Annotated in this window: 29 protein-coding genes; 18 read left to right on the forward strand and 11 right to left on the reverse strand. The window is 61.7% G+C overall.

Features of this window, described 5'->3' with window-relative positions:
* Positions 1 to 16: 16 nt before the first annotated feature.
* Positions 17 to 640 carry a TetR/AcrR family transcriptional regulator gene (locus QMK50_RS05910; protein WP_095168201.1) on the reverse strand — a complete coding sequence of 208 codons (624 nt, stop codon included), beginning with the start codon at positions 638 to 640 and terminating at the stop codon, positions 17 to 19.
* Positions 641 to 816: 176 nt separating this feature from the next.
* Between QMK50_RS05910 and QMK50_RS05915 the strand changes: the two genes are divergently transcribed.
* The 8 genes from QMK50_RS05915 to QMK50_RS05950 all read left to right on the forward strand — a co-directional run bounded on the left by QMK50_RS05915 (position 817) and on the right by QMK50_RS05950 (position 10,078).
* Positions 817 to 2,607, forward strand: coding sequence for an acyclic terpene utilization AtuA family protein (locus QMK50_RS05915; RefSeq protein WP_320332761.1), 1,791 nt, complete (start codon positions 817 to 819; stop codon positions 2,605 to 2,607).
* 12 nt (positions 2,608 to 2,619) lie between these two features.
* Positions 2,620 to 3,489 carry an SDR family oxidoreductase gene (locus QMK50_RS05920; protein ID WP_159997239.1) on the forward strand — a complete coding sequence of 290 codons (870 nt, stop codon included), beginning with the start codon at positions 2,620 to 2,622 and terminating at the stop codon, positions 3,487 to 3,489.
* Between the two features lie 3 nt (positions 3,490 to 3,492).
* On the forward strand, positions 3,493 to 5,109 hold the full coding sequence (gene atuC / locus QMK50_RS05925; protein WP_320332762.1) for a geranyl-CoA carboxylase subunit beta: 1,617 nt from the start codon (positions 3,493 to 3,495) through the stop codon (positions 5,107 to 5,109).
* Between the two features lie 24 nt (positions 5,110 to 5,133).
* Entirely contained in the window at positions 5,134 to 6,291 is a 1,158-nt protein-coding gene (gene atuD, locus QMK50_RS05930) for a citronellyl-CoA dehydrogenase (protein WP_320332763.1), read from the forward strand.
* Complete coding sequence (locus QMK50_RS05935) at positions 6,288 to 7,085, forward strand: enoyl-CoA hydratase/isomerase family protein (RefSeq protein WP_095168193.1); 798 nt, start codon at positions 6,288 to 6,290, stop codon at positions 7,083 to 7,085. The genes atuD and QMK50_RS05935 overlap by 4 nt, the downstream gene beginning before the upstream one ends.
* Positions 7,086 to 7,139: 54 nt before the next feature.
* A complete protein-coding gene (locus QMK50_RS05940; RefSeq protein WP_320332764.1) occupies positions 7,140 to 9,101 on the forward strand; it encodes an acetyl/propionyl/methylcrotonyl-CoA carboxylase subunit alpha in 1,962 nt (653 codons plus the stop codon).
* A 70-nt stretch (positions 9,102 to 9,171) separates the two neighbouring features.
* Positions 9,172 to 9,720, forward strand: a complete 549-nt coding sequence (locus QMK50_RS05945) for an exonuclease domain-containing protein (RefSeq protein WP_095168190.1) — start codon at positions 9,172 to 9,174, stop codon at positions 9,718 to 9,720.
* Positions 9,721 to 9,793: 73 nt separating this feature from the next.
* On the forward strand, positions 9,794 to 10,078 hold the full coding sequence (locus QMK50_RS05950) for a pyrimidine/purine nucleoside phosphorylase (RefSeq protein WP_095168189.1): 285 nt from the start codon (positions 9,794 to 9,796) through the stop codon (positions 10,076 to 10,078).
* Positions 10,079 to 10,148: 70 nt separating this feature from the next.
* Here the strand turns inward: QMK50_RS05950 and QMK50_RS05955 are convergent, their stop codons facing one another.
* Together QMK50_RS05955 and QMK50_RS05960 are read right to left on the reverse strand one after the other, a co-directional pair.
* Positions 10,149 to 10,955: an MOSC domain-containing protein gene (locus QMK50_RS05955; RefSeq protein WP_320332765.1), complete on the reverse strand. Its 807-nt coding sequence runs from the start codon at positions 10,953 to 10,955 to the stop codon at positions 10,149 to 10,151.
* Between the two features lie 440 nt (positions 10,956 to 11,395).
* Positions 11,396 to 12,331, reverse strand: a complete 936-nt coding sequence (locus QMK50_RS05960) for a chemotaxis protein CheV (protein ID WP_159997247.1) — start codon at positions 12,329 to 12,331, stop codon at positions 11,396 to 11,398.
* A gap of 544 nt (positions 12,332 to 12,875) precedes the next feature.
* Between QMK50_RS05960 and QMK50_RS05965 the strand changes: the two genes are divergently transcribed.
* From QMK50_RS05965 to QMK50_RS05975, 3 genes are all read left to right on the forward strand, one after another.
* On the forward strand, positions 12,876 to 13,346 hold the full coding sequence (locus tag QMK50_RS05965) for a hypothetical protein (protein WP_320332766.1): 471 nt from the start codon (positions 12,876 to 12,878) through the stop codon (positions 13,344 to 13,346).
* 240 nt (positions 13,347 to 13,586) lie between these two features.
* Positions 13,587 to 14,480, forward strand: coding sequence for a sensor histidine kinase (locus QMK50_RS05970; protein WP_159997251.1), 894 nt, complete (start codon positions 13,587 to 13,589; stop codon positions 14,478 to 14,480).
* Positions 14,477 to 15,136 (forward strand): response regulator transcription factor, encoded by a 660-nt coding sequence (locus QMK50_RS05975; RefSeq protein ID WP_320332767.1) that lies wholly within the window; start codon positions 14,477 to 14,479, stop codon positions 15,134 to 15,136. Before QMK50_RS05970 ends, QMK50_RS05975 begins: the two co-directional genes overlap by 4 nt.
* A 6-nt stretch (positions 15,137 to 15,142) precedes the next feature.
* On the opposite strand, the gene yegS is transcribed toward QMK50_RS05975, so the two are convergent.
* Positions 15,143 to 16,036: a lipid kinase YegS gene (gene yegS, locus QMK50_RS05980; protein WP_159997255.1), complete on the reverse strand. Its 894-nt coding sequence runs from the start codon at positions 16,034 to 16,036 to the stop codon at positions 15,143 to 15,145.
* A 324-nt stretch (positions 16,037 to 16,360) separates the two neighbouring features.
* Between yegS and QMK50_RS05985 the strand changes: the two genes are divergently transcribed.
* Complete coding sequence (locus QMK50_RS05985) at positions 16,361 to 16,552, forward strand: hypothetical protein (protein ID WP_095168175.1); 192 nt, start codon at positions 16,361 to 16,363, stop codon at positions 16,550 to 16,552.
* A gap of 41 nt (positions 16,553 to 16,593) precedes the next feature.
* Here QMK50_RS05985 and glp read toward each other — a convergent pair whose 3' ends face one another.
* Together glp and moaB are read right to left on the reverse strand one after the other, a co-directional pair.
* Entirely contained in the window at positions 16,594 to 17,781 is a 1,188-nt protein-coding gene (glp, locus tag QMK50_RS05990; RefSeq protein ID WP_320334496.1) for a gephyrin-like molybdotransferase Glp, read from the reverse strand.
* 22 nt (positions 17,782 to 17,803) lie between these two features.
* Positions 17,804 to 18,343, reverse strand: coding sequence for a molybdenum cofactor biosynthesis protein B (gene moaB / locus QMK50_RS05995; protein WP_095168171.1), 540 nt, complete (start codon positions 18,341 to 18,343; stop codon positions 17,804 to 17,806).
* Positions 18,344 to 18,424: 81 nt separating this feature from the next.
* Here moaB and mobA point away from each other — a divergent pair, with 81 nt between their 5' ends.
* Together mobA and QMK50_RS06005 are read left to right on the forward strand one after the other, a co-directional pair.
* Positions 18,425 to 19,027: a molybdenum cofactor guanylyltransferase MobA gene (mobA, locus tag QMK50_RS06000; RefSeq protein ID WP_320332768.1), complete on the forward strand. Its 603-nt coding sequence runs from the start codon at positions 18,425 to 18,427 to the stop codon at positions 19,025 to 19,027.
* Positions 19,028 to 19,103: 76 nt separating this feature from the next.
* On the forward strand, positions 19,104 to 19,325 hold the full coding sequence (locus tag QMK50_RS06005; protein ID WP_095168167.1) for a YgdI/YgdR family lipoprotein: 222 nt from the start codon (positions 19,104 to 19,106) through the stop codon (positions 19,323 to 19,325).
* 99 nt (positions 19,326 to 19,424) lie between these two features.
* On the opposite strand, the gene QMK50_RS06010 is transcribed toward QMK50_RS06005, so the two are convergent.
* The 5 genes from QMK50_RS06010 to QMK50_RS06030 all read right to left on the reverse strand — a co-directional run bounded on the left by QMK50_RS06010 (position 19,425) and on the right by QMK50_RS06030 (position 22,870).
* On the reverse strand, positions 19,425 to 20,315 hold the full coding sequence (locus tag QMK50_RS06010; protein WP_095168165.1) for a pseudouridine synthase: 891 nt from the start codon (positions 20,313 to 20,315) through the stop codon (positions 19,425 to 19,427).
* An 84-nt stretch (positions 20,316 to 20,399) separates the two neighbouring features.
* Positions 20,400 to 20,729, reverse strand: a complete 330-nt coding sequence (locus tag QMK50_RS06015; protein WP_095168163.1) for a transcriptional regulator — start codon at positions 20,727 to 20,729, stop codon at positions 20,400 to 20,402.
* A gap of 71 nt (positions 20,730 to 20,800) precedes the next feature.
* Complete coding sequence (locus QMK50_RS06020) at positions 20,801 to 21,232, reverse strand: LexA family protein (RefSeq protein WP_159997263.1); 432 nt, start codon at positions 21,230 to 21,232, stop codon at positions 20,801 to 20,803.
* 116 nt (positions 21,233 to 21,348) lie between these two features.
* Complete coding sequence (locus tag QMK50_RS06025; RefSeq protein ID WP_095168160.1) at positions 21,349 to 21,585, reverse strand: glutaredoxin family protein; 237 nt, start codon at positions 21,583 to 21,585, stop codon at positions 21,349 to 21,351.
* Between the two features lie 76 nt (positions 21,586 to 21,661).
* Positions 21,662 to 22,870 (reverse strand): ammonium transporter, encoded by a 1,209-nt coding sequence (locus QMK50_RS06030; RefSeq protein ID WP_320332769.1) that lies wholly within the window; start codon positions 22,868 to 22,870, stop codon positions 21,662 to 21,664.
* Between the two features lie 324 nt (positions 22,871 to 23,194).
* On the opposite strand from QMK50_RS06030, the gene QMK50_RS06035 reads away from it, so the two are divergent.
* From QMK50_RS06035 to QMK50_RS06050, 4 genes are all read left to right on the forward strand, one after another.
* Positions 23,195 to 23,509 carry a DUF883 family protein gene (locus QMK50_RS06035; RefSeq protein ID WP_095168156.1) on the forward strand — a complete coding sequence of 105 codons (315 nt, stop codon included), beginning with the start codon at positions 23,195 to 23,197 and terminating at the stop codon, positions 23,507 to 23,509.
* 1 nt (position 23,510) lies between these two features.
* Positions 23,511 to 23,900 carry a phage holin family protein gene (locus tag QMK50_RS06040; protein ID WP_095168154.1) on the forward strand — a complete coding sequence of 130 codons (390 nt, stop codon included), beginning with the start codon at positions 23,511 to 23,513 and terminating at the stop codon, positions 23,898 to 23,900.
* Complete coding sequence (locus QMK50_RS06045; protein ID WP_320332770.1) at positions 23,897 to 24,238, forward strand: hypothetical protein; 342 nt, start codon at positions 23,897 to 23,899, stop codon at positions 24,236 to 24,238. Before QMK50_RS06040 ends, QMK50_RS06045 begins: the two co-directional genes overlap by 4 nt.
* Positions 24,239 to 24,354: 116 nt before the next feature.
* A complete protein-coding gene (locus tag QMK50_RS06050) occupies positions 24,355 to 25,686 on the forward strand; it encodes a deoxyguanosinetriphosphate triphosphohydrolase (RefSeq protein ID WP_095168150.1) in 1,332 nt (443 codons plus the stop codon).
* Positions 25,687 to 25,703: the final 17 nt, after the last annotated feature.

A 25,703-nucleotide genomic window follows, 5' to 3' on the forward strand; every position in this document is an offset into this window, starting at 1 on the left:
CGTTTTGCCCAAATCGTCATGCTTGCGTCAGCACCAGAATCAACGCCTCATCGGCCAACTGATCGAGGTTCATGCTGCCATCGGGGCGAAACCAGGTGGTGGTCCAGGACAATGCACCGGTGAGGAAACGACGGGTGATGAACAGGTCCCCGCGAATCAGCCCCGCGTCCTTGGCTTCTCCCAGTACCTGCAGCCAGATCTGCTCGTAAATGTCGCGCAGCGCCAGCACCTGGGCCTGCCCGCCTTCGGACAACGAGCGCCATTCATAGACCAGCACCGCCATCGCCTCGCCGCTGCCGCCCATGATCGACTGCAACTCGCAGCGGATCAGCGCCAGGACTCGCTCGCGCACGCTGGTTGATTGCGCCAGGGCGGCGCGCATCAACGCGGTGTTGTAGCGAATGGTTTCCTCCATCACCGCGCGCAGGATTTCGTCCTTGCTCTTGAAGTGATGAAAAATGCTGCCGGACTGAATCCCTACCGCACTGGCCAGGTCGCGCACCGTGGTGCGTTCATAGCCCTTGTTGCGAAACAGGTGGGCCGCCATCTGCAGCAGTTTGCCGCGAGCGCTGTCCGGATCGGTCAGTTGCCCGTTGTCGACCAACTCGCGCATTACCAGCAGAGCTTTTTGCTCGTCCACCCATTCTCTCCTACAGTCGCTCGAACCCAACGCACACACCACAAATGCCGTGGCTGGCGCGGGCAATTTAAGCCGTCGAAGGAAACCAAGCAAGCGCTCGGGTAAAAGTCCTGCCCGGGATTTACAAACCAAGCGCTTGCTTGGTAGTCTCGAAACACTTCTGTCGGAGGCTTGCCATGAACAAGACGGTTCGTATCGGATGTGCCAGTGCCTTTTGGGGGGATACCTCGACCGCTGCCGCTCAACTGGTGGAAGGCGCCGCCCTGGACTATCTGGTCTTCGACTACCTGGCAGAAATCACTATGTCATTGCTGGCCGGGGCGCGCATGAAGGATCCCCAGGCCGGCTACGCCAGCGACTTCGTCGAGGTCCTCAGTCCGTTGCTCGGACAGATCGCCGAACAGCGCATTCGGGTGATCAGCAACGCCGGCGGGGTCAATCCACTGGCCTGTGCCGCCGCCTTGCAGCACGCCTGCGACCAGGCCGGCGTGCCCCTGAAGATCGCCGTCCTGCTGGGCGATGACCTGCAACCGCAGTTCAAGCAACTGGCCGCCAGTGGCGTGCGCGAGATGTTCAGCGCAGCGCCCCTGCCGCCCGTGTGCGTATCGACCAACGCCTACCTTGGCGCTCCCGGCATTGTCGAAGCCCTGCGCCTGGGAGCGGACATTGTCATCACCGGGCGAGTCGTGGACAGCGCGGTGGTCAGCGCAGCGCTGGTGCATGAGTTCGGCTGGGCGTGGCACGACTACGACCGCCTGGCCCAGGCGGCTCTGGCCGGGCACATCATCGAGTGCGGCGCACAGTGCACCGGCGGCAACTTCACCGATTGGCAGCAGGTGCCGGACTACGAGCACATCGGTTTCCCCGTGGTCGAGGTCAGCGCCGACGGCCAGTTCATTGTCAGCAAACCCGCAGGCTCCGGTGGTTTGGTCACGCCCTTGAGTGTGGGCGAACAATTGCTCTACGAAATCGGCAATCCACGGGCTTACCTGCTGCCGGACGTAATCTGCGATTTCAGCCAGGTCAAACTCCAGCAGCAGGGCCCGAACCGGGTCCAGGTCCACGGCGCCAAAGGCTTTCCGGCACCGGCGCAGTACAAGGTCAGCGCCACCTACCCGGATGGTTTCCGTTGCACCGCCAGTTGCTTGATTGCCGGGATCGACGCCGTGGCCAAGGCGCGCCGGGTGAGCGAGGCGATCATCAACAAGACCGGGCAAATGTTCAGTCAGCGCGGTTGGGCACCCTATAGCGAAGTGCACATCGAACTGCTCGGCAGCGAGGCCACCTATGGCCCCCACGGGCAACGCCAGGACAGCCGCGAAGTGGTGATCAAGCTCGCGGTACGGCATCCGAACAAACAGGCACTGATCCTGTTCTCCCGGGAAATCGCCCAGGCTGCCACCGGCATGGCGCCGGGCCTGACCGGCATTGTCGGCGGCCGTCCTACGGTCTACCCGCTGATCCGCCTGTTCTCGTTCCTAATCGACAAAAACGCCTGCACCCTGCAGATCGACCTGCAAGGCCAGCGCCACCCTTGCACCCTGCCCGCCCTCGATCACCTCGACAGCGCTGACCTGCCCTTGCCCTTTATTGCCCCCAAACCCCAAGGCCGTGCCGATGCCAGCGTGGCACTGGTGAAACTGGCGGTCGCGCGCTCCGGTGACAAGGGCAATCACAGCAACATCGGGGTCATGGCCCGCGCCCCCGAATACCTGCCGTGGATCGCCGAAGCACTGACTCCCGAGGTGGTCGTCGACTGGATGAGCCACGTGCTCGACCCGCTCCTGGGGCGCGTCGAGCGCTGGTACCTGCCAGGCAGCCACAGCCTCAATTTCCTCCTGGAAAATGCCCTTGGCGGTGGTGGCGTGGCCAGCCTGCGGATCGATCCACAAGGCAAGGCATTCGCCCAGCAACTGCTGGAAATCCAGATTCCGGTGCCGCAAAGCATCGCTGACCAAGTCAACTAGAGGGCTGTCGCCGTGGCTTTTGATTCGATCTTCAAACCCGAGCTGTTTGCCGGTCAAAACATCATTGTCACCGGTGGCGGCAGTGGCATTGGCCGCTGCACCGCCCACGAGCTGGCAGCCCTTGGCGCCCACGTGCTGTTGGTGGGGCGCAAGGCGGAAAAACTGCAGCAGGTCGCCGCCGAAATTGCCGCCGACGGTGGCCAGGCCAGTTGGCAAGCTTGCGACATTCGTGAGGAGGAAGCGGTCAAGCAACTGGTCAGCGAACTGCTCAAGACCCACGGCCCGATTCATGGCCTGGTCAACAACGCCGGCGGCCAATACCCTGCGCCACTGGCGTCGATCACCCAGAAAGGCTTCGAGACGGTGATGCGCACTAACCTGGTGGGCGGTTTCCTGATGGCCCGGGAGGTGTTCAACCAGTCCATGTGCAAGACCGGGGGCGCCATCGTCAACATGCTCGCCGACATGTGGGGCGGCATGCCGGGCATGGGCCACTCGGGGGCTGCACGCTCGGGCATGGACAACTTCACCAAGACCGCCGCCTTCGAATGGGGCTACGCCGGGGTCCGGGTCAATGCCGTGGCCCCCGGCTGGATTGCGTCCAGCGGCATGGACACCTATGAAGGCGCGTTCAAGGCGGTGATCCCGACCCTGCGCGAACATGTGCCGCTCAAGCGCATCGGCAGCGAATCGGAAGTCAGCGCCGCCATCGTGTTCCTGCTGAGTCCTGCGGCCGCCTTTGTCAGCGGCAGCACCTTGCGCATCGACGGTGCAGCCAGTCTCGGCAGTCGGGCGTGGCCATTGCACAAGGCCCAGCACAGCGAGTCCTTCAATGGCTTTCACCGCGCCTTCCTGCCCGATGTACTCAAGGACGAGGACTAAGCGATGCCAATGATCGAATCCCAACTCGACCCCCACAGCCCGCAGTTCGCGCAGAACCGCGAAGCGATGCTGGCCAGCATCGAGCAGGTCCGCCAACTGGAACGTAATCTGCTGGCCAAGGCCGCCGAGGCCAAGGCGAAATTCGACCGGCGCGGACAACTGCTGCCGCGTGAACGCTTGAATCTGCTACTGGACCCCGGCGCGCCGTTTCTCGAACTGGCGAGCCTGGCCGGCTATAAATTGCACGACGACAAAGACGGTAGCCAGGCAGGCGGCGGCTTGATCGCCGGGATTGGTTATGTGTCCGGGGTGCGGGTACTGGTGGTGGCCAACAACAGCGCGATCAAGGGCGGGACCATTTCCCCCAGCGGCCTGAAAAAATCCCTGCGCCTGCAGCAGATCGCCATGGAAAACAAACTGCCGGTGATCACCCTCGCCGAAAGCGGCGGCGCCAACCTCAACTACGCCGCAGAGATTTTTGTCGAAGGCGCGCGCAGCTTTGCCAACCAGGCGCGGATGTCGGCCATGGGGCTGCCACAGATTACCGTGGTGCACGGCTCGGCCACCGCCGGTGGCGCCTATCAGCCCGGGCTTTCGGACTACGTGGTGGTGGTGCGCGGCAAAGCCAAGCTGTTTCTCGCCGGCCCTCCGCTGCTCAAGGCTGCCACCGGGGAAATCGCCACCGATGAAGCCCTGGGCGGCGCCGAAATGCACGCGCAGACCGCCGGCACCGCCGAGTACCTGGCCGAGAACGATGCTGACGGGCTGCGTCTGGTGCGCGAGATCGTCAGCCTGTTGCCGTGGAATACCCGCCTGCCACTGCCCGTCCGCACCGACTTCGATGAGCCGCTGTACCCCATCGAGGATCTGCTGGGGCTGATTCCCGCCGATCCGAAAAAACCCTACGACGTGCGCGAAATCATCGCGCGTATCGCCGACGGTTCGCGCTTCCTCGAGTTCAAGGGCGAGTTCGACCAGCAGACCCTGTGTGGTCATCTGAAAATCCAGGGCCGGCCTTGTGGTTTTATCGGCAACAACGGCCCGATCACCCCGCAAGGCGCGAGCAAGGCGGCGCAGTTCATCCAGCTGTGTGACCAGAGCCAGACTCCGCTGCTGTTTTTCCACAACACCACCGGCTTCATGGTCGGCACCGAGTCGGAACAGCAAGGGGTGATCAAGCATGGCTCCAAGCTGATTCAGGCCGTGGCCAATGCCCGGGTGCCGAAGCTGACGCTGGTGGTCGGCGGCTCCTACGGTGCCGGCAACTACGCGATGTGCGGCCGGGGACTCGATCCGCGGTTCATCTTCGCCTGGCCCAACAGCCGCACTGCGGTAATGGGCGGCGCCCAGGCCGGCAAGGTGCTGCGTATTGTCACCGAGGCCAGGCAGCTCAAGGATGGCCTGGTCCCGGACCCGAAGATGCTCGACATGCTGGAGCAGGTCACCGCACAGAAACTCGACAGCCAGTCCACCGCCCTCTACGCCAGTGCCAATCTGTGGGATGACGGGCTGATCGATCCACGGGACAGCCGCACGTTGCTGGGCTACCTGCTGGATATTTGCCAGGAGGCCGAGGTTCGTCAGCTGCAACCCAACAGTTTTGGTGTCGCCCGGTTCTAGTCCGGCCAAAGGAGAACAACAACAATGATCTTTACCCAGGAACACGAAGCCCTGCGCCGTACCGTGCGCCAGTTTGTCGACAGCCAGATCAACCCCTACGTCGATGAGTGGGAGAAGGCCGGGCGCTTCCCGATCCACGAGATTTTTCGCCAGGCCGGCGAACTCGGCCTGCTGGGTATCAGCAAACCGGAAAAATTCGGCGGCATGGGGCTGGACTACAGCTATTCGATAGTCGCGGCCGAAGAGTTCGGCACCATTCACTGCGGCGGGATCCCCATGTCCATCGGCGTGCAGACCGACATGTGCACCCCGGCGCTGGCGCGCTTCGGCTCCGTTGAACTGCGCGAGGAGTTCCTGCGTCCGGCCATCAGCGGCGAACAGGTCGGCTGCATTGGCGTCTCGGAAGTCGGCGCCGGGTCCGATGTCGCCGGGTTGAAGACCACCGCGCGCAAGGACGGCGACGACTACGTGATCAACGGCAGCAAGATGTGGATCACCAACGCACCGAGTGCCGATTTCATCTGCCTGCTGGCCAACACCTCCGACGACAAGGCGCACATCAACAAGTCGCTGATCATGGTGCCGATGAACACGCCTGGCGTCAGCCTCGGCTCGCACCTGGACAAACTAGGCATGCGCAGCTCGGAAACTGCTCAGGTATTCTTCGATGACGTGCGCGTGCCGCAACGCTACCGCATCGGCCACGAAGGGGCCGGGTTCATGATGCAGATGCTGCAGTTCCAGGAAGAACGCCTGTTCGGCGCGGCCAACATGATCAAGGGCCTGGAGTACTGCATCGACAGCACCATCGAGTACTGCAAGGAACGCAAGACCTTCGGCAATGCCCTGATCGACAACCAGGTCATCCACTTCCGCCTGGCCGAACTGTCCACCGAGATCGAGTGCCTGCGGGCGTTGGTCTATCAAGCCACCGAGCAGTACGTCAAAGGCCAGGACGTCACCCGCCTGGCGTCCATGGCCAAGCTCAAGGCCGGTCGCCTGGGCCGGGAAGTCAGCGACAGTTGCCTGCAGTACTGGGGCGGCATGGGCTTCATGTGGGACAACCCGGTGGCCCGCGCCTACCGCGACGTGCGCCTGGTGTCGATCGGCGGCGGTGCCGACGAAATCATGCTGGGGATTATCTGCAAGCTGATGGGTACCCTGCCCGGGAAGAAAAAATGAGCACCCTGCCCGATTGCCAGACCCTCTTGCTGGAACTGCACAGTGGCGTGCTGCACATCACCCTGAACCGCGCCGATTGCCGCAACGCCATGAGCCTGCAGATGGTGGCCGAGTTACGTGCGGTGCTGGCGGCGGTCCGCGATGACCGGCAGGTACGCGCACTGGTCTTGGGCGGTGCCGGCGGGCATTTCTGTGCCGGCGGCGACTTGAAAGACATGGCCAACGCCCGAGCCCAGGGCGCAGACGCTTACCGGGAACTGAACCGGGCCTTCGGCGCGTTGCTGGAAGAAGCCCAGCACGCGCCTCAAGTACTGATCTGTGTGTTGCAGGGCGCAGTACTCGGCGGCGGCCTGGGCCTGGCCTGTGTCAGCGACATTGCCCTGGCCGACCACAAGGCGCAATTCGGCCTGCCGGAAACTAGCCTGGGGCTGTTGCCGGCGCAGATCGCGCCCTTTGTGGTCCGGCGCATCGGCCTGACCCAGGCCCGGCGCCTGGCCCTGACGGCGGCGCGTTTTGACGGGCACGAGGCACGGCGCCTGGGACTGGTGCATTTTGTCGAGCAGGATGCGCAAGCCTTGGCCGAACGCCTGGACGCGGTACTCGAGCACGTCCTGTGCTGCGCTCCAGAGGCCAATGCCGCGACCAAGGCCCTGCTGCTGGCCAGCACCGAACAACCGTTGGGGCCATTGCTCGACCAGGCCGCCGAGTGGTTCAGCGCTGCAGTGACGGGCGCAGAAGGCGTCGAGGGCACCCTGGCGTTTGTCCAGAAACGCAAACCAGGTTGGGCGCCCTGACAACATCGCAAGCAGGCCCTTACCGACTCCGCACTCACCAATGGGAACCCGACCATGCCGACCCTGCGCAAAATTCTCATCGCCAACCGCGGTGAAATTGCCTGCCGCATCCAGCGCACCGCCCAGGCCCTGGGCTATCGCACCGTGGCCGTCTTCAGCGATGCGGATGCCGACGCCCTGCATGTGCAACTGGCCGACGAAGCTGTGCACATCGGCCCTGCTGCGGTGGCCCAGTCCTACCTCAATGCCCAGGCGATTCTCGACGCAGCACGGCGCAGCGGGGCCGACGCGATCCATCCCGGCTACGGTTTCCTCTCGGAAAACGCGCCGTTCGCCCAAGCCTGCGCCGACGCCGGGCTGACCTTTATCGGCCCAAGCCCCGAGGCCATCGAACTGATGGGCAGCAAACGCCTGTCGAAGATCGCCATGCTCGCTGCAGGCGTGCCGTGCATCGCCGGCTACCAGGGCGCAGAGCAGGACGATCAGACCCTGGCGCGCGAAGCCGAGCGCATCGGCTATCCCTTGATGATCAAGGCCAGCGCCGGTGGTGGTGGACGCGGCATGCGCCTGGTGCACGAGGCCGACCAGCTAGTGGCGCAACTGCGCACCGCGCGCTCCGAAGCCCTGAATGCCTTTGGCAGTGCCGAGCTGATTCTGGAGCAGGCGCTGATCGCTCCGCGCCACGTTGAAATCCAGTTGTTCGGCGATCAACACGGCCACCTGATCTATCTCGGCGAGCGTGACTGCTCCATCCAGCGCCGCCATCAGAAAGTCATCGAAGAGGCGCCTTGCCCGGTGATGACCCCACAGCTGCGCCAGGCCATGGGCGAAGCCGCATTGAAGGCGGCGCGCGCGGTCAATTATGTCGGTGCCGGCACCGTGGAGTTCTTGCTCGATAGCCGGGGGCACTTTAACTTCCTCGAAATGAACACCCGGTTGCAGGTCGAGCATCCGGTCACCGAACTGATCACCGGTCTCGACCTGGTGGCTTGGCAACTGCAGGTCGCCGCTGGATTACCCCTGCCGTTGCGCCAGGAACAGGTCGAACTCAAGGGCCACGCCATGGAGGTGCGCCTGTATGCCGAAGACCCGGCGCAGGCGTTCATGCCGCAGACCGGGCGCGTCCATCACTGGTTGCCGGCGCTGCAAGAAGGGGTGCGCATTGACCATGGCCTGCTCGAAGGGCAACAAGTCAGCCCGTTCTACGACCCCATGCTGGGAAAAATCATCGCTTACGGCGCTACTCGCGAAGAGGCGCGGCGCAAACTGTTGCGGGCAGTCGAAGACACGGTCCTGCTGGGGGTGCAGACCAATCAGCGCTTGCTCGCCGCCCTGCTGGACCATCCGCAGTTCATCGATGGCGCGTTCAGTACCGGCTTTATCCCCGAGCATTTCAGCGCTCACCCAAGCCTGCACCCCCACACCCCCAGCGCCGAAGAACTGGCAATCGCCGCGGCCTTGTTCTACCAGCAGTCCGCCCAGGTGCACGGCGCAGGGCTCACGGGCTGGCGCAACAATGCCAGTGCCCCGCTGCAACTGCAGATCGGCCTGCAGGATGCCCGTTGGCCTGCGCAGATAACGGTGCTGGCCGAAGGTCAGTTGCGCATTGAGGTGGCCGCGCAAACACTGCACCTGAAGTTGCTGGAGATCAGCCCGCACTCAGCCTATCTGGAGCTCGATGGTATCCGCCGGCGTTGTGCCTATGCCTTGGCCCACGACCAGCTCTGGCTGGGCACCCGTCCTGGCGCCCTGGTGCTGCAAGACCAGACGCTGGCACCGGTGCGTGGCCAGGCCGCCGCCAGTTGTGGGACCCTGAAAGCGCCGATGGACGGGGCGATCGTCGATGTGTTGGTCAGCGAAGGCGCACAGGTCAGCAAGGGCCAATTGCTCCTGGTACTGGAGGCAATGAAGATGGAACACCCGCTCAAAGCCGGCATCGACGGCGTGATCAAACGCTTGCAGGTCAGCCGGGGCGACCAGGTGAAAAATCGTCAGATTCTGTTGGAGGTTGAATAAGCCCCTAGGCGGAACCGCCGCGGTTGGCTACGCTCAGCCTCATCAGTACGCGGATACCGGGAAAGCTGCGATGCCTCATTGGCTGGTAATTGATCTTGAAGCGACAACTGATGATGGCGGCTGGCCTATCGAAGAGATGGAAATCATTGAAATCGGTGCCACCCTGGTCAATCGCCAGGGCCGCGAGCTGGATCACTTCCAGCGCTTCGTCCGGCCGTTGCGACGGCCCTTGTTGACCCCCTTTTGTCGGGAACTGACCCATATCACCCAGGCCAACATCGACGCGGCCCAACCGCTGGCAGACGTCTGGCTGCAGTTCGAACGCTGGCTCGGCCAGCATCACAGTCGCCTGGAGGGCTGGGCCAGTTGGGGCGACTACGATCGCAAACAGTTGCTCCAGGAATGGCAGCGCCTGCAACTCGACAGCGCCCTGAGCCGGGTGCCGCACATGAATCTCAAGCAGCGCTTTGCCAAGGCCCGCCGACTGGAGCGGCCACTGGGCCTCAATGCGGCCCTGCAACTGGCCGGCCTGCAGTTCAGCGGGCAACAGCATCGGGCGCTCGAGGATGCGCGCAATACCGCCCGTTTATTACCGTTGACCCTGCCCGCCACTCCTTGAGTGCAACAGGTGACGGGCGAAAAGGCCTTGTGCATACTGGCCGGCCTTTTTAGCCCTTTTCGAGGAATCGCCCATGTTCAAAGTCAACGAGTACTTCGACGGCACCGTCAAGTCGATTGCTTTCGGCACTGCCGAAGGTCCGGCCACCATCGGCGTCATGGCAGCGGGCGAATACGAGTTTGGTACTAGCCAGCGCGAAATCATGCACGTGGTCTCCGGCGCCCTGACCGTCAAACTGCCGGACAGCGACGATTGGCAAACCTTCGCCGCCGGCAGCCAGTTCAATGTTCCGGCCAACAGCAAGTTCCAACTCAAAGTGGCGGTCGACAGCGCCTACCTGTGCGAATACCGCGGCTAAGCGTTATTGCGCTACAACAAAAATGCCCGTGTCCTGCGACACGGGCATTTTTCGTTTTGCACCCACGGGATTACTCGAGAATCGTCACCGGCATGCCAACTTCCAGCCGCCCATTGGCGTCGTTGACCAGATTCTGCCCAAACATCGCACCATCGGCTTGCGCGCGATACTGCTGCAGGGTTGCCAACGGCTCGCGGTCGGCACTGCGCTCACCGGTCTGCGGGTCGATGGTGGTCAGGATGCAGCGCGAGCATGGCTTGACCACACGGAACTCGACATCGCCAATACGAATCCGCTTCCAACCGTCCTCGGCAAACGCTTGGCTGCCTTCGATCACCAGGTTGGGCCGGAACCTGAGCATCTCCAGCGGCCGACCGACCCGTTGCACCAGGTCATCGAGCGAAGCCTGGCCAATCAACAGCAGGGGGAAACCATCGGCGAAGGCGACTTTATCGTCATCCTTGCCATAGCCTGCCTGGGTGGTCCGGGCCAACACCTCGGGTACTTGCACCAGGCGCGTGGGCTTTCCGATAAACGCGCTGACCCAGGCAGCCGCGGCGTCACCGGCATCAGGCACCCGCAAGGTGTCGCGCCAGATGGTCACGCCACGCAGTTCGGCGTCGTCCACCGGCAAGGCCACCTCAATCGGCGAATGCCCAGGCGCCGCCAGTGTCAGGCCACCCGTGGCATTCCACAGGGCCGACAATTGACTCATCGCCGCAACCGCCCGCTGCGTCAGAAACCGCCCACTGGCCTCGTCCACCAGCATCCAGCGACGGTCACCGACCAGCCCCAGCGTGTCCAGGTGCGCCTGTTGCAGGACTTCACCCTTGGCGGACTTGAGTGGATAACGGTACAGCGCGCTCAGACGCAACATGGCCAGCTCCCTGATGGGCAAAAACGCCACCCTATACGAGCTTGATCGCCGAATCAAAGGCCGGGGGGGCTCCAACGCCTTGCAGGTGCGGATTTTGTGGGGCTGGCAACGCGAGTAGACGGAGCGCCGCCCGGCCCACAGTAAATCTGCCTACCCGCAAGTATTGTGTACCGCCAGCAAACCTGTGGGAGCAAGGCTTGCCGCGATAGCGGTGTGTCGGGGGCCATCGATGTTGAATGGACCGGCCCCATCGCGGGCAAGCCCGCTCCCACAGTGGTTCTGGGTGTTCGCAGATTCTGGGTACACCCACTCAACCTGTGGGAGCGGGCGCCCGCTTGCGGCTTGCCCGCGATAACGGTGTGTCAGGCACCATCGATGTTGAATGGACTGGCCCCATCGCTAGCAGGTCGGCAGGCCGCCTCGCCCGCCCTTACCACTCATCAGGCTGGGACTTCATCGAGCATCAACCGCTGGCGCACCACATCGACCAGTTTGTCGGGCTGGAACTTGGAAAGGAAGTTGTCGCAACCGACCTTCTTCACCATCGATTCGTTGAAACTGCCGGATAGCGAGGTGTGCAGCACCACGTACAGCCCCCGCAAACGCGGATCGTTGCGGATCTCGGTAGTCAGGCGGTAGCCGTCCATTTCCGGCATTTCCGCGTCGGTGAAGACCATCAGCAGCTTCTCGGTCATCTCCACCCCACTGTCTGCCCAGCTCTTGAGCAATTTCAAGGCTTTCAGGCCGTCGCTGGCAATGTGCATTTTCACCCCCAACTGGCTGAGGGTATCGCGCATCTGCGCCAGCGCCACGTTGGAGTCGTCCACCAGCAACACTTCACGATGGCGGGCACGCTCGAGTACTGGGTCCTCGAGTTTCTCGCGCGAGACCTTGGTGCTGTAGGGCACGATCTCGGCGAGGACTTTTTCGACGTCGATGATTTCCACCAACTGTTCATCGACTTTGCTGATGGCGGTCAGGTAATGCTGGCGACCTGCGCTAGTCGGCGGAGGCAGAATGGCTTCCCAGTTCATGTTGACGATGCGGTCCACACCGCCGACCAGGAACGCCTGAACCGAACGGTTGTACTCGGTGACGATAATCGTGCTGTTGGGGCCCGGCACCAGCGGGCGCATGCCAATGGCCTGGGACAAGTCGATCACCGGCAGGGTCTGGCCACGCAGATTGACCACACCACAGACAAATGGATGACGATGGGGCATCAGCGTCAGCTTGGGCAATTGCAGGACTTCTTGCACCTTGAAGACGTTGATCGCGAACAACTGCCGACCGGCCAGGCGGAACATCAGGATTTCCAGGCGGTTCTCACCCACCAGTTGGGTGCGTTGATCTACCGTGTCGAGAATGCCGGCCATTATGACTCCTGGGTTTACCGATGAATTCACTCAGGCAAGGTATCGGCGGCGGCCTGCACTTCTTGACCCTGGAGAGACGGGCCGCGTAAAAAAATTGATGTCATATTGGCATCATGCTCTACTGAATGAATCTCCCCCGGGTAACGTGCTCCACGAACAGCCCCCATCAGCCTTGCGTGTAGCGCATCAGGGAAACCCCTAGATGCAATCGGGACTCGCCTGATATTCGTGATATCCAATAGCCATTAATGTGACGCCATTCTCATTGCATGAATGGAGTCAGGCTTTTGTTGTTGATCGCGGAGCCACCGCCAGGCCCTCTTTACCCCCCTTCAAAACATTCAGCGAGAGCCTCACGACGCCGTGTCGCCGTCGTTCGTTGTGCTACCCCTGCCACCAACGCCGTAGCCCTATGGGTAACTGGTAGGGACCTGCCGGAAAAACCGGAACCGTCCTACAGACTTTGTGCAATTGCAGACAGTAACTTAGCCCCGTTCACCAGACGCCCGATTGCCCTACCTGACTTGAAGTCGTGGAGAAAAGCATGTTGATCGAACGGAATAACTGGAACCCTCGACTGCCTGAATTCCTGATTGAAGCCGAAATGCTGCTGGCAAAATCGGAGGAGTGCCTGGCGCACCTGCAATTGATCAAAAACGACCCGGACGCCATCCACTGCCTGCTTGGCGCTCTGCTGACCCTGGCCAATCGCGCGGACGTCCTGGCCCTGGGCGCCATCTGTACATTTGCCCGCTCCCTTCACGCCGTACTCAGCCAGGTACGAGGGCAAGTCGATCTGCATGACCAGGCACTTGGTGCTTTAAAGGAGTGTTTGACGCTGATCGCCTGGCAACTGGAACTGGTCGATCGACATACCGGTGATCTGCGCCTCGACAACACCGAGCAGGCGTTTTTGCTTGAGGCATTCGTGGCGCAAATCGACTGTGCGGCCTTTCCGTTCGCCGGGCCGACCAGCGGCCTGGCCTGCGCAAACATGGCCACCAGGCGGGCGTAAAGCTCGTCATCAAGACCGTGCCGGGGCGATGTGCGCAAGCGCGACCAACCGCACCTTAGGTGGTAACATGCGCACCAATTAATTGACGCTACAGAAATGACACTCTGAATCCCGGCCCTTGGCGGCGGGAAGTGCAAGGCTCTACCTTGCCCCTCAGACTGCTCTGCTTTGCAGCCGCCCGCTCCAGTCAATCACCCTGACCGGCCAGCCCACAGCGAACATTCATGGGTTCCCTGCGCCATGCACGCCAGCCTCAAATCAGTCATGAACTGGCGCCCCTCCCGACAGGCAGCACAACGCCTGACCCTGCTGCTTTGCCTTTGCACTGCCATCGGTTGCCTGCTGGCCTATTCCCTGTCCAGCCCGGTGCCATTGGCCTTGCTGGTGTTGAGCCTGGCGGCGGCAATCGGCGTATTGCGCCAATACCTGCGCTTGCGCAGCGCCATCAAGTTTCAGCCCCACGAGCTGGCGGACCGCTTGCTGCAGGTCCAGGAAAGCGAGCGTCATCGACTCAGCCGGGAGTTGCACGACGACATCGGCCAATTGCTTACCGCAGCAAAACTGCAAAACGAATGGCTCAAGCGCCGCCTGCCAGCAGAACTGCACAGCCACTGCAACCTGCTCGGCGAAACCCTGGAAGACACCTTGGCCAAGGTGCACGACATCTGCGCCGTGCTCAATCCACGGCAACTGTCGAGCCTGGGCCTGGAAGCCAGTTTACGCGCCCATCTGCTCAAGACGCTGGCCAACAACAGCCTGCACTGGAGCCTGGAATGCCAGCAGCAACTGGCAGGCATTCCAGAAGAAATGGCGGTCGCGGCGTTTCGCGTTACCCAGGAAGCCATCACCAATGTGCTGCGCCACGCCCAGGCCGAGAATCTGCTGGTCCGTTTGCAACGTACCCCGGAGGGGCTGGCACTGTTGATCAGTGACGATGGCGTGGGCTTTTGTCCTGCCGCGTTTCCTGGCCGTGAAGGACAACGTGGCATGGCGGGCATGTCGGAACGGGTCGAGCAGTTGGGCGGCAAGCTGGACGTCAGAAGTGACCCGGGCAAGGGGACACGGATCGACGCCCTTTTCCCCTGGGCACCCCGCACACTCGAACGAGCCGCCACCCATAAGGTTCCCCATTGACTTGCAATTTGCTACTGGTAGATGACCACTCGCTGATCAGGGCTGGCGTGCGTGCGCTGGTCCTGGATATTCCCGGCTATGCGGTGATTGGTGAGGCAGACGATGGGGCCCAGGTGCTGGAGATGGTCGAGACCTTGAACCCGGACATCATTGTCCTCGACCTCTCGATGAAGCAGGTCGGCGGATTGGACGCACTGCAAAGGCTCAAGGCGGTCCATCCGCAGAGCAAGGTGCTGATCCTGTCGATGCATACCGACCCGACGCTGGTCATGCGCGCCCTGGAGTCCGGGGCTCATGGCTACCTGCTCAAGGACACCACGGCCACGGAGCTCGCGCACGCCCTTGAAGCCCTGCGCAACAACGAACGCTACCTGAGCCCTGCCATCGCCCACACCGTGATCGACCAGGCGCTGGCACGGGCCCACAACCCTCAGGTTCCCACGGTTGATAGCCATAACCTCACCGCGCGGCAACTGGAGATCCTGCGGCTGATCGTACGCGGCAAATCCACTCGCGAGATTGCCTGCGGCCTGGGGCTGAGTATCAAGACCGTGGAAACCCACCGCTCGCAGATCATGAAGCGCCTGCAGATCTACGAGGTGGCGGGGCTGGTGCTGTTTGCCGTGCGCGAGCGCATCATCAGCCTCGACGACTGACCCGGTTCACGCCTTGAGCAAAGGCGAGTCCGCGGGTAGATGCACGCGCAATGCGCCAGGACGCACCGAAAAGCGCAGGCTCTCGCCTTCCAGTGGCTCGCCATCAAGATTTATATAGAGCCCCTCCGAGACCTTGATCTCGACCCATGGCAGGCGCGCGCGGACAAACATGTTGTCGATGCCCCAACCGTCCGCCAACAAATCCTTGAGCGTGCCCACGACATCCTGCGGTGCCGGGAGGATGCTGACATCCAGCAGGCCGTCATTGACCAGCGCCTGCGGACATAACTCATGCCCGCCACCGGCCTGCCGGCCATTGCCGATCCCCAGTGCCAGTAACTGCCCATGCCAGTGAAAATCGGGACCTTGCAACTCGCCGTAGGCGGCATGCAACTCGCTGAAGCGCGACAGTCCGGTGAACAGGTAAGCCGCCCCGCCCAGCATCTTCTTCAGGTCTTCAGAGGTGTTCGCCGTCACCTGGCTGCCAAATCCGCCGGTCGCCATGTTGAGAAATACCTGACCGCCCACTTCCCCCAGGTCGATCGGTTGCGCCGGCACGTCGAGCAACGCGAGCGCCTCTCGCGGTACCAGGGAAACCCCTGCTGCGCGCGCAAAGTCATTGGCTGTACCCAACGGCAGCAGCACCAGGCTAGCTTGATCAGTCTGCGCCGCCAGCGCTTCAGCGATGTCGCGCAAGGTACCGTCGCCACCTCCGGCAATCAATCGGGTAAAGCCGGCAGCCAGTGCCTCTTGCACCAGACGCTGGGCGTCCCCGGCTTCCCATGTCAGGCGCACCGCCAGTTCCCAGCCTTGTTCGCGCTTTTCCTCGACCGCCGAACGGACCTCTTCGTTGAGTGCCTGCTTACCGTGCAAAATCAACAGCGCCTTGCGCTCACTCATCGTCATCTCCCCGGTTGATCTAAGGCCTCTGGCAAATGTTGACCACACACGCGACTGAAAGAGCCAACGACCGCGATAAGTTTCGAGTTTTTTCTTACAGCCTGTGACGAATCGGCCTAATTGACGCTGAATTGATATTGGAACACCTTGTGTCCAGGCATCTCAGGAACAGATCGGTAATACACAAGGAAGTGAATACTTATGAATGGCACCGCCCTCCAGACCCTGACCCGCTTCACAACAAAAAAACCTGCACCGACAACCCCCAAGGGCGACCCAGACTCGGCAACCCGTTGCACGTCCATACCAGCCGAAGGAAGCGACATGGAACCTCGTATCGCAGAACTGGAGGCCCATCTCAAGTCACTGCACAAGAACCTTTACCAGGCCCGGGACGAGTTGCAAGCTATCAGGTACAGGGTTGCCTACTCGACCGGCATCCTCATCGTGATCATCGGTCTCGCCAGCTGGATTGCCAACAGCCGCTTCGATCAACTGCTGACACTACTCAACTAAGCATGCGCCAGACCCGGGCTGCAGCACGGGCCTGGCGCGAATCAGCCAAGCACTTCACTCAATGGAATGAAGTTCACCCAATCACCTTCGACCAGGGTGCGCTCCTCCAGCACCTCGACCAGCCCTTCGGCCCACGCGGCACTGCGTAACACTCCGGAGCTCTGGTTGCGATAGACAACTGCCCGCCCCTGCTCCAGGCGTCCACGCAGGTATTCGCGACGGTTACCGGCCTTGGGCCAGGCAAACCCTGCCGGGACCTGGAACTGCAGCGGGGTCACCTCCGTGACGCCCTGGCGTCGTAACAGATAGGGCCGCGCCAGTAAGGCGAAGGTCACCAGGGTCGACGCCGGATTGCCCGGCAAGCCAATCACCGGCACACCTTGAAAGTGCCCAAACGTCAGGGGTTTGCCGGGTTTGATCGCCAGCTTCCATAACGCCAATTCACCCGCCTCGCGCAGCGCAATACCAAGGAAATCCGCTTCGCCGACTGACACCCCGCCAGTGGAGAGGATCAGGTCGACGCTGCCCAGTTGCGCAAGACGCTCGCGGGTGGCCTGCAGGTTGTCCGGCAAGATGCCCGCATCCAGCACCTCACACCCCAGGCGCTGCAACCAACTGCACAGCAGCACCCGATTGCTGTTGTAGATCTGCCCAGGCCCGAGTACCTGCCCCGGCTCCACCAACTCATCCCCTGTCGACAGCACGGCGACCCGCACTTTGCGGACCACCCGCAGCTCGGCATTGCCCAATGATGCGGCCAGGCCAAGTTCGATCGGTCCCAGGCGAGTACCGGCGTTCAGCACCCGTTCGCCCACGGTGGTCTCCTGCCCTTGCGGGCGAATGTTCTGCCCGACGTGCAATGGCTCGCTGAAGCGCACCCGCTGATCGGCCAGGACCTCGGTGTTTTCCTGCATTTCAACGCAGTCCGCACCGGCCGGCACCGGGGCACCGGTAAAGATCCGCGCACAGGTACCTGGAGCCATTGGCTCGGGAGCCATCCCGGCAAAGATCTTCTGGCTGACGAGCAATGGTTCGCCTGTCCAGTCGGCGACGCGCACGGCGTAGCCGTCCATGGCACTGTTGGGCCACGGCGGCAGATCGAGGCTCGAGAGCAGATCCTCGGCCAGCACCCGGCCTTCAGCGGCCGCCAACGGCAGGTGCTCAAACTCGACAATCGGCGCAGCCTCGGCCATCTCCAGCAGGCGCACCAATGCTACTTCGACTGGCATCAAGCTGCCGGTCTTGCCAGGCTTACCCACGGGATTCACAAGGTGCCGCCTGCTTCAAATGGGCGACAAAGTTGCACGGCCGGTGACGGACATCCAACTGCTCGGCCAGAATTCCATCCCAGCCAGTGCGTACCGCATTGGTGGAGCCCGGCAGGCAGCACACCAGGGTGCCATTGGCCAGGCCGGCCAGCGCGCGGGACTGCACCGTCGAGGTGCCGATGTCCGCCACCGATATCTGGCGAAACAACTCGCCGAAGCCATCGACCTGCTTGTCCAGCAGGCAACTGACGGCTTCCGGGGTGCTGTCGCGTCCGGTGAAGCCAGTCCCGCCGGTAATCAGCACCACTTGCACCACGTCGTCGGCAATCCAGGTGGCTACTTGCGCACGTATTTTGTACAAGTCATCTTTAAGCAGCACCCGTGCAGCGAGGTGATGGCCGGCAGCGCCCAGACGGTCGACAAAGACCTGTCCCGAGGTATCGGTGTCCAGTGTGCGAGTGTCGCTGACAGTCAGCACCGCGATGTTCAGCGGGGCGAAAGGTACATCAGCCTTGGCTTTCATAGGCTCGTCCAGTTGTAGGAGAAACAGCCCGGTGTTATATCACAGCGCCCTGTTTTTTTGCCGCCCCGATGGAGTAGCGCCATGCCCTTGAATGTTCAGCTACCACCCTGCTCGATCCTGCTCCTGGCAGGCGGACGCGGCCAGCGCATGGGCGGCCAGGACAAGGGTTTGCTCGAGTGGCAGGGCGAGCCTTTGATCAGCCACCTGCACCGTCTGACACGTGGCTTGACCGATGACCTGATCATCTCCTGCAACCGCAATCGGCACCGGTACGCGGCCTACGCCGACCAACTGGTGCACGACGAGATTGCCGACTTCCCTGGACCGTTGGCCGGCATTCGCGCGGGCCTGGCGGCGGCACGGCACGCCCATCTGCTGGTGCTACCGTGCGATGTGCCGCGCATTGATGCCCAGCTTGTGCACGACATGCGTGCAGCCGCCAGCCAGCACCCGGCCACCCCCTTGATGCTGCGCCAGGGTGAACATTGGCAACCGTTGTTATGCGTGATCCCGGTAGCGCTTGCGCAGGCGTTTGAAAGCGCCTGGAATACCGGTGAGCGCAGTCCTGGGCGTATCATGCGTAATCTGGGTGCTTTGGCCATGCAGTGCCCGGACCATGATCAGCGCCTGGCCAACCTCAATACGCCCGAGCTGTTAAGCCTGCACGCCAGCGTGTCAGAATGACGGCGCCAAGGAACTTGCCGGCGTGTCACACGTCTCAAGTCCAGTACTTAAAAGAATTCATTTGCGGAGACATCTCATGACTCAACGGACCCTCGCCACTTTCATGCTTGCTCTGGGCCTGGCCACCCTTGCTGGTTGCTCCTCGCCTGCAGTCATCACCTTGAATGACGGTCGCGAAATCCAGTCTGTCGATAGCCCTAGATTCGATTCCGAGTCGGGCTTCTACGAGTTCGAACAACTGGACGGCAAGCAGACCCGCATCAACAAGGATCAGGTTCGCACCGTTAAAGAGCTGTAACCCTCGGCCTCTACGGCTGCACGACAATGCCCGCCCTGCGCGGGCGTTGTCGTATCTGGGAGACGGAAAAACCTGTTGTGCAATACCTATGGCGAAGACTCACCAGGCCAGTCTGATCCGGCTTTCGAAAACCCGCTCTACACCGCTCAGCGGATCGCTGAAGCGCAACCCCCTGGCCAACAGCTTCAGCGGATTGGCGTAGTCGTCCTCGACATCCTTCAGTACCTGCGGATAGAACGGGTCATTGCAGATGCTCGCCCCTAGCGCAGTCATGTGCACCCGTAACTGGTGCTTCTTCCCGGTCACCGGGGACAAGCCGTACCGCCAGAGGTCGCCATTCTTTTCCAGGACCTGCACCGCCGTTTCGGTGTTACTCACCCCCGGGCCTTCCTGCATGCGAAAGAAGGGTTCGCCATCCACCAGCCGGCTTTTGTGGACCAAGGGAAATGCCAGCTGGGGCAACGCCTGGGCAATGGCTTCGTAGTATTTGTCGATCTTGCGGGTTGGAAACAGCGACTGATACGCCGAACGGCTTTGCGGATTGGCGGAAAACAGCACCAGCCCGGCGGTGTGCCGATCGATGCGATGCAACGGCACCAGATGGGGATTGTCCAGGCGGCGAATCAAGCGGCGCAGCAGGGTCTGCTCGACATATTCACCCGCTGGCGTCACTGGTAGAAAATGCGGTTTGTCCGCCACGATCAGGTGCTCGTCGGCATACAGGATCGTTTCCAGAACCGGGATGACCTTTTCGTCCGGCACTTCGCGAAAGTAATGGATCCGCAAGCCTTCCTTGTAGGCCAGGTCCAGGGTAATCGCCTGGCCCTGGGCATCGAGGACGCGACCACGGGCGATCCGGTCCAGCCACTGTTCGCGCCCAATGGCACTGAAGTGTTCGCACAGGCAGTCAAGCACGGTGACCCAGGAACCCGGTGGCAGGTACAGCGTGCTGGCCTGGCTCTGGGCGGCGGAAAATGATGAAGTGGACATACACAGGCTCTTGCGGTTAATGCAGACGAGCATTATCCAGCAACAGCTGGAGCCCACCTAGGGAAGATTCCGTGCCGCCGTGGTTCAGGCCCCACAGGTGGCCATTGATTCGCGCAAGGCCGCAGCCTCGGTGAACTCTTTCAACCAGCGCAATACCTCCACCGCTTCCCAGCGCCCGGGATCATAAAGCGCGTAGAGCAAACCCTGATAACCCACCACATCCAGTTGCCGGTGATACCCGGCGCGCTGGAACAAGGCTTCGATTTCCGCAAAGCAGGTATTGAAGTGCAATTTGTTGAATGGGGTCTTCCCTTCCGTCACCAGGCCATCGAGCCGCAACTCCAGAACCGCCTCACGCACCACGTCGGCCGACATCCGGTTCACGCTGGCTTTCAACTGTTCGACATTGACCATGCTGTATCACTCCTGTTTCGTATGCGCCCGCTGATGCCTGACGCTTTATGCAGATGCTTGCTGGACCGCCCTCAGCCACGTCCCACATAGCTGACCACCCAGAGCACCACGCCCCAGATCGGGGCCGGGTCGAGATCGTCGAAAGCAACCGAGGCCACCGAGGGCCGGGCAGCCTTGAGCAGCAGCCCGCCCTTGGGGTCGGCCGCCAGCAAGCGCACGCAATATTCGTTGTCGCCATCGAGGTGAGCCACCACGTACTGATCCTGAACCGGTCTGATCGAACGATCGACGATCAGGCGGTCACCTGGATAAATACCAAAGCCCAGCAAGCTGTCGTCTTCCACCAGCACCGCACGTACCTGGGGCGCGCCCAGGCCGACAATTCGGTCGAGGGAGAAGTTCTGGCCTCGAACTTCGGCGGCACAATGCACGGCGCTGAGGCTCAGCTCATCGGCATCGGGCAAGTGCAGGCGCTGGGTACTGGCGAGCAAGGTGAGGGACATGGCGGCCTCCCGGATAACTGTATGCACATACAGTAACCGAATATCCGGATGGGTGCCAATGCATGTCGCGTGGGACACGACAAACGGAGTGCATGGTGCTGAACTGGCTCCAGGAATCAGCGCAGGAAGGCGACGACTTGTTCGGCGTCGAAGGGCCAGCCCAGTTCCGCGCCGGTATCGACCCGGCGCAGCACCGGGATCCGCAGGCCATAGGCGTCGAACAGTTGCTGGCTATCGGCGATGTCCACCAGCTCTACTAACAGGCCGTGCTCGACCAGCGGCATCAGTTCCGCTTCGGCGAGTTCACATAGGTGGCAGGCAAGGGTGCCGAACAACTGGCATTCAGGGGGCATGACAGACGGACCGCGAAAGAATGGGTGTTCATTCTAGGCTGGCCACCAATAACCGTCGAGCACGGCCCCCCCGCCATCAGTCCTGACTGACCGCGCCGATCTTGTGGATCGACAGGTCAGCGCCGTAGTACTCCTCTTCCTGGCTCAGGCGCAGTCCGTACACGCGCTTGATCACTCCGTATACCAACAGTCCGCCCAGTAGCGCGATAACAATGCCCAACGCGGTGCCGATCAATTGACTGATCAGGCTGACGCCACCCAGGCCGCCCAATGCTGTCTGGCCGAAAATCCCACAGGCGATGCCGCCCCAGGCCCCGCATAGGCCATGCAGTGGCCAGACACCGAGTACGTCGTCGATCTTCCATTGGTTTTGCGCTGCGATAAAACACCAGACAAACAGGGCGCCGGCAATGGCCCCCGTGACCAACGCACCGACCGGGTGCATCAGGTCGGAGCCGGCACAGATGGCCACCAGCCCGGCCAAGGGACCGTTGTGCAGGAACCCTGGGTCGTTACGTCCGACGATCAGGGCCGCCATGGTGCCGCCGACCATCGCCATCAACGAGTTGACCGCTACCAGGCCACTGACCCCTTGCAGCGTTTGTGCACTCATGACGTTAAAGCCGAACCAGCCAACGATCAGTATCCACGAGCCAAGGGCCAGAAACGGAATGCTCGACGGCGCAAACGCCACCAGTCGCCCCTCGCGGTATCGCCCGTTACGTGGCCCAAGCAGCAGCACTGCCGCCAGGGCCAGCCAGCCGCCCATGGCATGCACCACCACGGAGCCCGCGAAGTCATGGAAGCTGGCGCCAAACTGTTCCAGCAACCAGGCCTGCAGGCCAAGATTGCCGTTCCAGACCATGCCTTCGAAAAATGGGTAGATAAACGCCACGATCAACGCCGTCGCGCACAGTTGCGGAACGAAGCGCGCCCGCTCGGCGATCCCTCCCGAAATAATCGCTGGAATGGCGGCGGCAAAGGTCAGCAGGAAGAAAAACTTCACCAGGCCATACCCGTGATCGGCGCTGAGCACGGCGGCCGGTTGCAGGAAATTGACCCCGTAGGAAATCCAGTAGCCTATAAAGAAGTAGGCCAGTGTCGAGACCGCAAAGTCGCTGAGGATCTTCGACAGGGCATTGACCTGATTCTTTTGGCGAACCGTACCCACTTCAAGAAAGGCAAAACCGGCATGCATGGCCAGGACCATCACCGCGCCAATCAGGATGAACAGGGTATTGGAGCTATGGACCAGGGTGGCCACTGCACTTTGCACATTTTCCATGGGATTGGCAGACCTTCAAACCGCAAATAGCACCAAAGCAGTTCGTCGAGCCTGTGCGCGCACCAAGTTGATACTTTCCCTGGTCTCAACCCGGTTTGACGGTGAACCGTTTTGGCGCAAAGACTTCAACGCGATCAATCATTGCTTCGATGTTGCCGCGAGTTTCTATTATTTGAGTTAAGGTTTTCGCCAGGCATGCCCGTTTCAGGACAATCGAAGCGCCCGGCGCACCAGGACATAGCAAAAGCTGTACCAGTCATTTGCACTGAACCTTAGTGCAAGGCCCATACTCGAACCTTTGACACGCCACTTATGGAGATCACCATGGCCAGCAAAACAGCAAAGACTGCTCAAGAAATCCTGATGGATGATTTTCAGACTCTGGTCAGCGACACCGAACGTTTGCTCGAGCACACCGCGACCCTGGCTGGCGATCAAGCCGACGAATTGCGTGACCAGATTCATCAGAGCCTGTTGCGTGCCCGTGAAACCCTGCAATTGACCCAGGACTCCCTGACCGAACGCGGCAAGGCCGCCGTGACGGCCACCGAAGACTACGTCCAGGCCAACCCTTGGCAGTCCGTAGGGATCGCCGCCGGTGTCGGCTTCCTGATCGGCCTGCTGGCGACACGGCGCTGATATGGCTATCGGTGAATCCGGCTCGTCCGAGACTGGTACTGGCTCCTCGCCGCGACGCCTGGGCGCCGCTTTTCTGGGATTGCTGCACAGCCACGTAGAGCTGTTCGGCATCGAATTGCAGGAACAGAAAGCCCGAACAGTCAGCCTGTTGCTGTTTGCCGGCCTGGCCCTGGTGTTCGCCCTGCTGTTGCTGGTGGGCATTTCGGCACTGGTGATGATTCTGCTCTGGGACACTTACCGCCTGACCGCGATCATTGGCCTGTGCGTGTTCTATGCGGCCGCCGCGCTGTTTTGCGGGATGCGCCTGAAAGCGGCAATTTTCGATGAGTCCTCGCCATTCCACGCGACCCTCGAAGAGCTGGCCAATGACCGGGAGCGCCTGCTGCCATGAACCTGCCTGAAATCCCCAAGAACAGTACCCGCAAGGAAATGCGCAAGGCCCTGCTGCGCCTGCGCATGGAAATGCATCGCCAGGAAATCCGTCACGAGTCGCAACAATTGTTGCAGCCGCTGCAGCGTGTACGCGGCATGGGCCAGAGCTTCCAAGACGGCCTGGGCATCAAGCATGCCCCGCTGTGGGGCGTGGCTGCAGTCACCCTGCTCGGATTTCTGACGGGCAAGGGCGCCAAGGGCGGCGGCATACGCAGTGCCACCCGCCTAGTCCAATTGGGCACTACGCTGCTGCCACTGATTCGTATGGTGCTACAGGGCAGCTCACGCAAGGACTGATCGACACATCATTGTCAGCCCGACCGAACCTCTTGCCCGAGAGCTTCGGTCGGGCTTGCAGCCTGGCGCTTGAACCGGGAAGCTAGCGCATCAGTTCCCTGACGGAGAGATCAGCCTTGGATTGGCAGACCCTGCTTAACCGTGAACGCCTCGGCAAACCTGTGCACAGTCCGGAAGAACTTGGCCGCAGCCCTTTCCACAAGGATCATGACCGGGTGATTTTCTCCGGGGCTTTCCGTCGCCTGGGCCGCAAGACCCAGGTCCACCCGGTTCACAGCAACGATCACATCCACACGCGCCTGACCCATTCGCTGGAAGTCAGCTGCGTGGGGCGTTCGCTGGGCATGCGCGTCGGTGAAACCATTCGCAGTGCCCTACCCGACTGGTGCGAGCCCAGTGACTTGGGGATGGTGGTGCAATCGGCCTGTCTGGCTCATGACATTGGCAATCCACCCTTTGGCCACTCCGGCGAAGACGCCATTCGCTACTGGTTCCAGCAAGCCGCGAACAAAGGCTGGCTGGATGCAATGAGTGAAGTGGAACGTAACGACTTCCTCAACTTCGAGGGCAATGCGCAAGGCTTCCGAGTGCTGACTCAACTGGAGTATCACCAGTTCGATGGCGGCACCCGACTGACCTACGCCACCCTTGGCACCTACCTCAAGTACCCCTGGACCGCACGACACGCCGACTCACTGGGCTACAAGAAACACAAGTTCGGCTGCTATCAGAGCGAACTGCCCCTGCTCGAACAGATCGCCCAGAAGCTCGGCCTGCCGCAACTGGAGGAACAACGCTGGGCCCGCCATCCCCTGGTCTACCTGATGGAGGCTGCGGATGACATCTGCTACGCCTTGATCGACCTGGAGGACGGCCTGGAAATGGAGCTGCTGGAATATGCCGAGGTCGAATCGCTGTTGCTCGGACTGGTGGGCGATGACCTGCCGGAAACCTACCGCCAGCTTGGCCCCTCTGACTCACGCCGGCGCAAGCTGGCGATTTTGCGCGGCAAGGCCATTGAACACCTGACCAACGCCGCGGCACGGGCCTTCGTCGAGCAACAGGACGCCCTGCTGGCGGGCACGCTGCAAGGTGACCTGGTAGAGCACATGCATGGCCCGGCCAAACGTTGCGTATTGAATGCCAAGGACATGGCCCGCAAGAAAATCTTCCAGGATAAACGCAAGACCCTGCATGAAATCGGCGCCTACACCACGCTGGAAATACTCTTGAACGGCTTCTGTGGCGCGGCGCTGGAGCAACACGGCGGCGGTACGGCCTCATTCAAGAACCGTCGCATTCTCGATCTGCTAGGTAATAACGCACCCGATCCACACGGTCCGCTACATGCCTCGTTTCTACGCATGATCGACTTCATAGCCGGCATGACCGACAGCTATGCCAGCGAAATGGCCATGGAGATGACCGGACGCTCCAGCCGACCGTGACCGTGACCCATGCACCC

This window comes from Pseudomonas sp. P5_152 (assembly GCF_033989915.1).
Lineage (GTDB): Bacteria > Pseudomonadota > Gammaproteobacteria > Pseudomonadales > Pseudomonadaceae > Aquipseudomonas.

Coding starts and splice junctions, on each gene's coding strand:
- QMK50_RS05915 (WP_320332761.1), top strand. CDS start 817: ATGAACAAGACGGTTCGTATCGGATGTGCCAGTGCCTTTTGGGGGGAT.
- atuC (WP_320332762.1), top strand. CDS start 3,493: ATGCCAATGATCGAATCCCAACTCGACCCCCACAGCCCGCAGTTCGCG.
- atuD (WP_320332763.1), top strand. CDS start 5,134: ATGATCTTTACCCAGGAACACGAAGCCCTGCGCCGTACCGTGCGCCAG.
- QMK50_RS05935 (WP_095168193.1), top strand. CDS start 6,288: ATGAGCACCCTGCCCGATTGCCAGACCCTCTTGCTGGAACTGCACAGT.
- QMK50_RS05940 (WP_320332764.1), top strand. CDS start 7,140: ATGCCGACCCTGCGCAAAATTCTCATCGCCAACCGCGGTGAAATTGCC.
- QMK50_RS05945 (WP_095168190.1), top strand. CDS start 9,172: ATGCCTCATTGGCTGGTAATTGATCTTGAAGCGACAACTGATGATGGC.
- QMK50_RS05950 (WP_095168189.1), top strand. CDS start 9,794: ATGTTCAAAGTCAACGAGTACTTCGACGGCACCGTCAAGTCGATTGCT.
- QMK50_RS05955 (WP_320332765.1), bottom strand. CDS start 10,955: ATGTTGCGTCTGAGCGCGCTGTACCGTTATCCACTCAAGTCCGCCAAG.
- QMK50_RS05960 (WP_159997247.1), bottom strand. CDS start 12,331: ATGGCCGGCATTCTCGACACGGTAGATCAACGCACCCAACTGGTGGGT.
- QMK50_RS05965 (WP_320332766.1), top strand. CDS start 12,876: ATGTTGATCGAACGGAATAACTGGAACCCTCGACTGCCTGAATTCCTG.
- QMK50_RS05970 (WP_159997251.1), top strand. CDS start 13,587: ATGCACGCCAGCCTCAAATCAGTCATGAACTGGCGCCCCTCCCGACAG.
- yegS (WP_159997255.1), bottom strand. CDS start 16,036: ATGAGTGAGCGCAAGGCGCTGTTGATTTTGCACGGTAAGCAGGCACTC.
- QMK50_RS05985 (WP_095168175.1), top strand. CDS start 16,361: ATGGAACCTCGTATCGCAGAACTGGAGGCCCATCTCAAGTCACTGCAC.
- glp (WP_320334496.1), bottom strand. CDS start 17,781: ATGCCAGTCGAAGTAGCATTGGTGCGCCTGCTGGAGATGGCCGAGGCT.
- moaB (WP_095168171.1), bottom strand. CDS start 18,343: ATGAAAGCCAAGGCTGATGTACCTTTCGCCCCGCTGAACATCGCGGTG.
- mobA (WP_320332768.1), top strand. CDS start 18,425: ATGCCCTTGAATGTTCAGCTACCACCCTGCTCGATCCTGCTCCTGGCA.
- QMK50_RS06005 (WP_095168167.1), top strand. CDS start 19,104: ATGACTCAACGGACCCTCGCCACTTTCATGCTTGCTCTGGGCCTGGCC.
- QMK50_RS06010 (WP_095168165.1), bottom strand. CDS start 20,315: ATGTCCACTTCATCATTTTCCGCCGCCCAGAGCCAGGCCAGCACGCTG.
- QMK50_RS06015 (WP_095168163.1), bottom strand. CDS start 20,729: ATGGTCAATGTCGAACAGTTGAAAGCCAGCGTGAACCGGATGTCGGCC.
- QMK50_RS06020 (WP_159997263.1), bottom strand. CDS start 21,232: ATGTCCCTCACCTTGCTCGCCAGTACCCAGCGCCTGCACTTGCCCGAT.
- QMK50_RS06025 (WP_095168160.1), bottom strand. CDS start 21,585: ATGCCCCCTGAATGCCAGTTGTTCGGCACCCTTGCCTGCCACCTATGT.
- QMK50_RS06030 (WP_320332769.1), bottom strand. CDS start 22,870: ATGGAAAATGTGCAAAGTGCAGTGGCCACCCTGGTCCATAGCTCCAAT.
- QMK50_RS06035 (WP_095168156.1), top strand. CDS start 23,195: ATGGCCAGCAAAACAGCAAAGACTGCTCAAGAAATCCTGATGGATGAT.
- QMK50_RS06040 (WP_095168154.1), top strand. CDS start 23,511: ATGGCTATCGGTGAATCCGGCTCGTCCGAGACTGGTACTGGCTCCTCG.
- QMK50_RS06045 (WP_320332770.1), top strand. CDS start 23,897: ATGAACCTGCCTGAAATCCCCAAGAACAGTACCCGCAAGGAAATGCGC.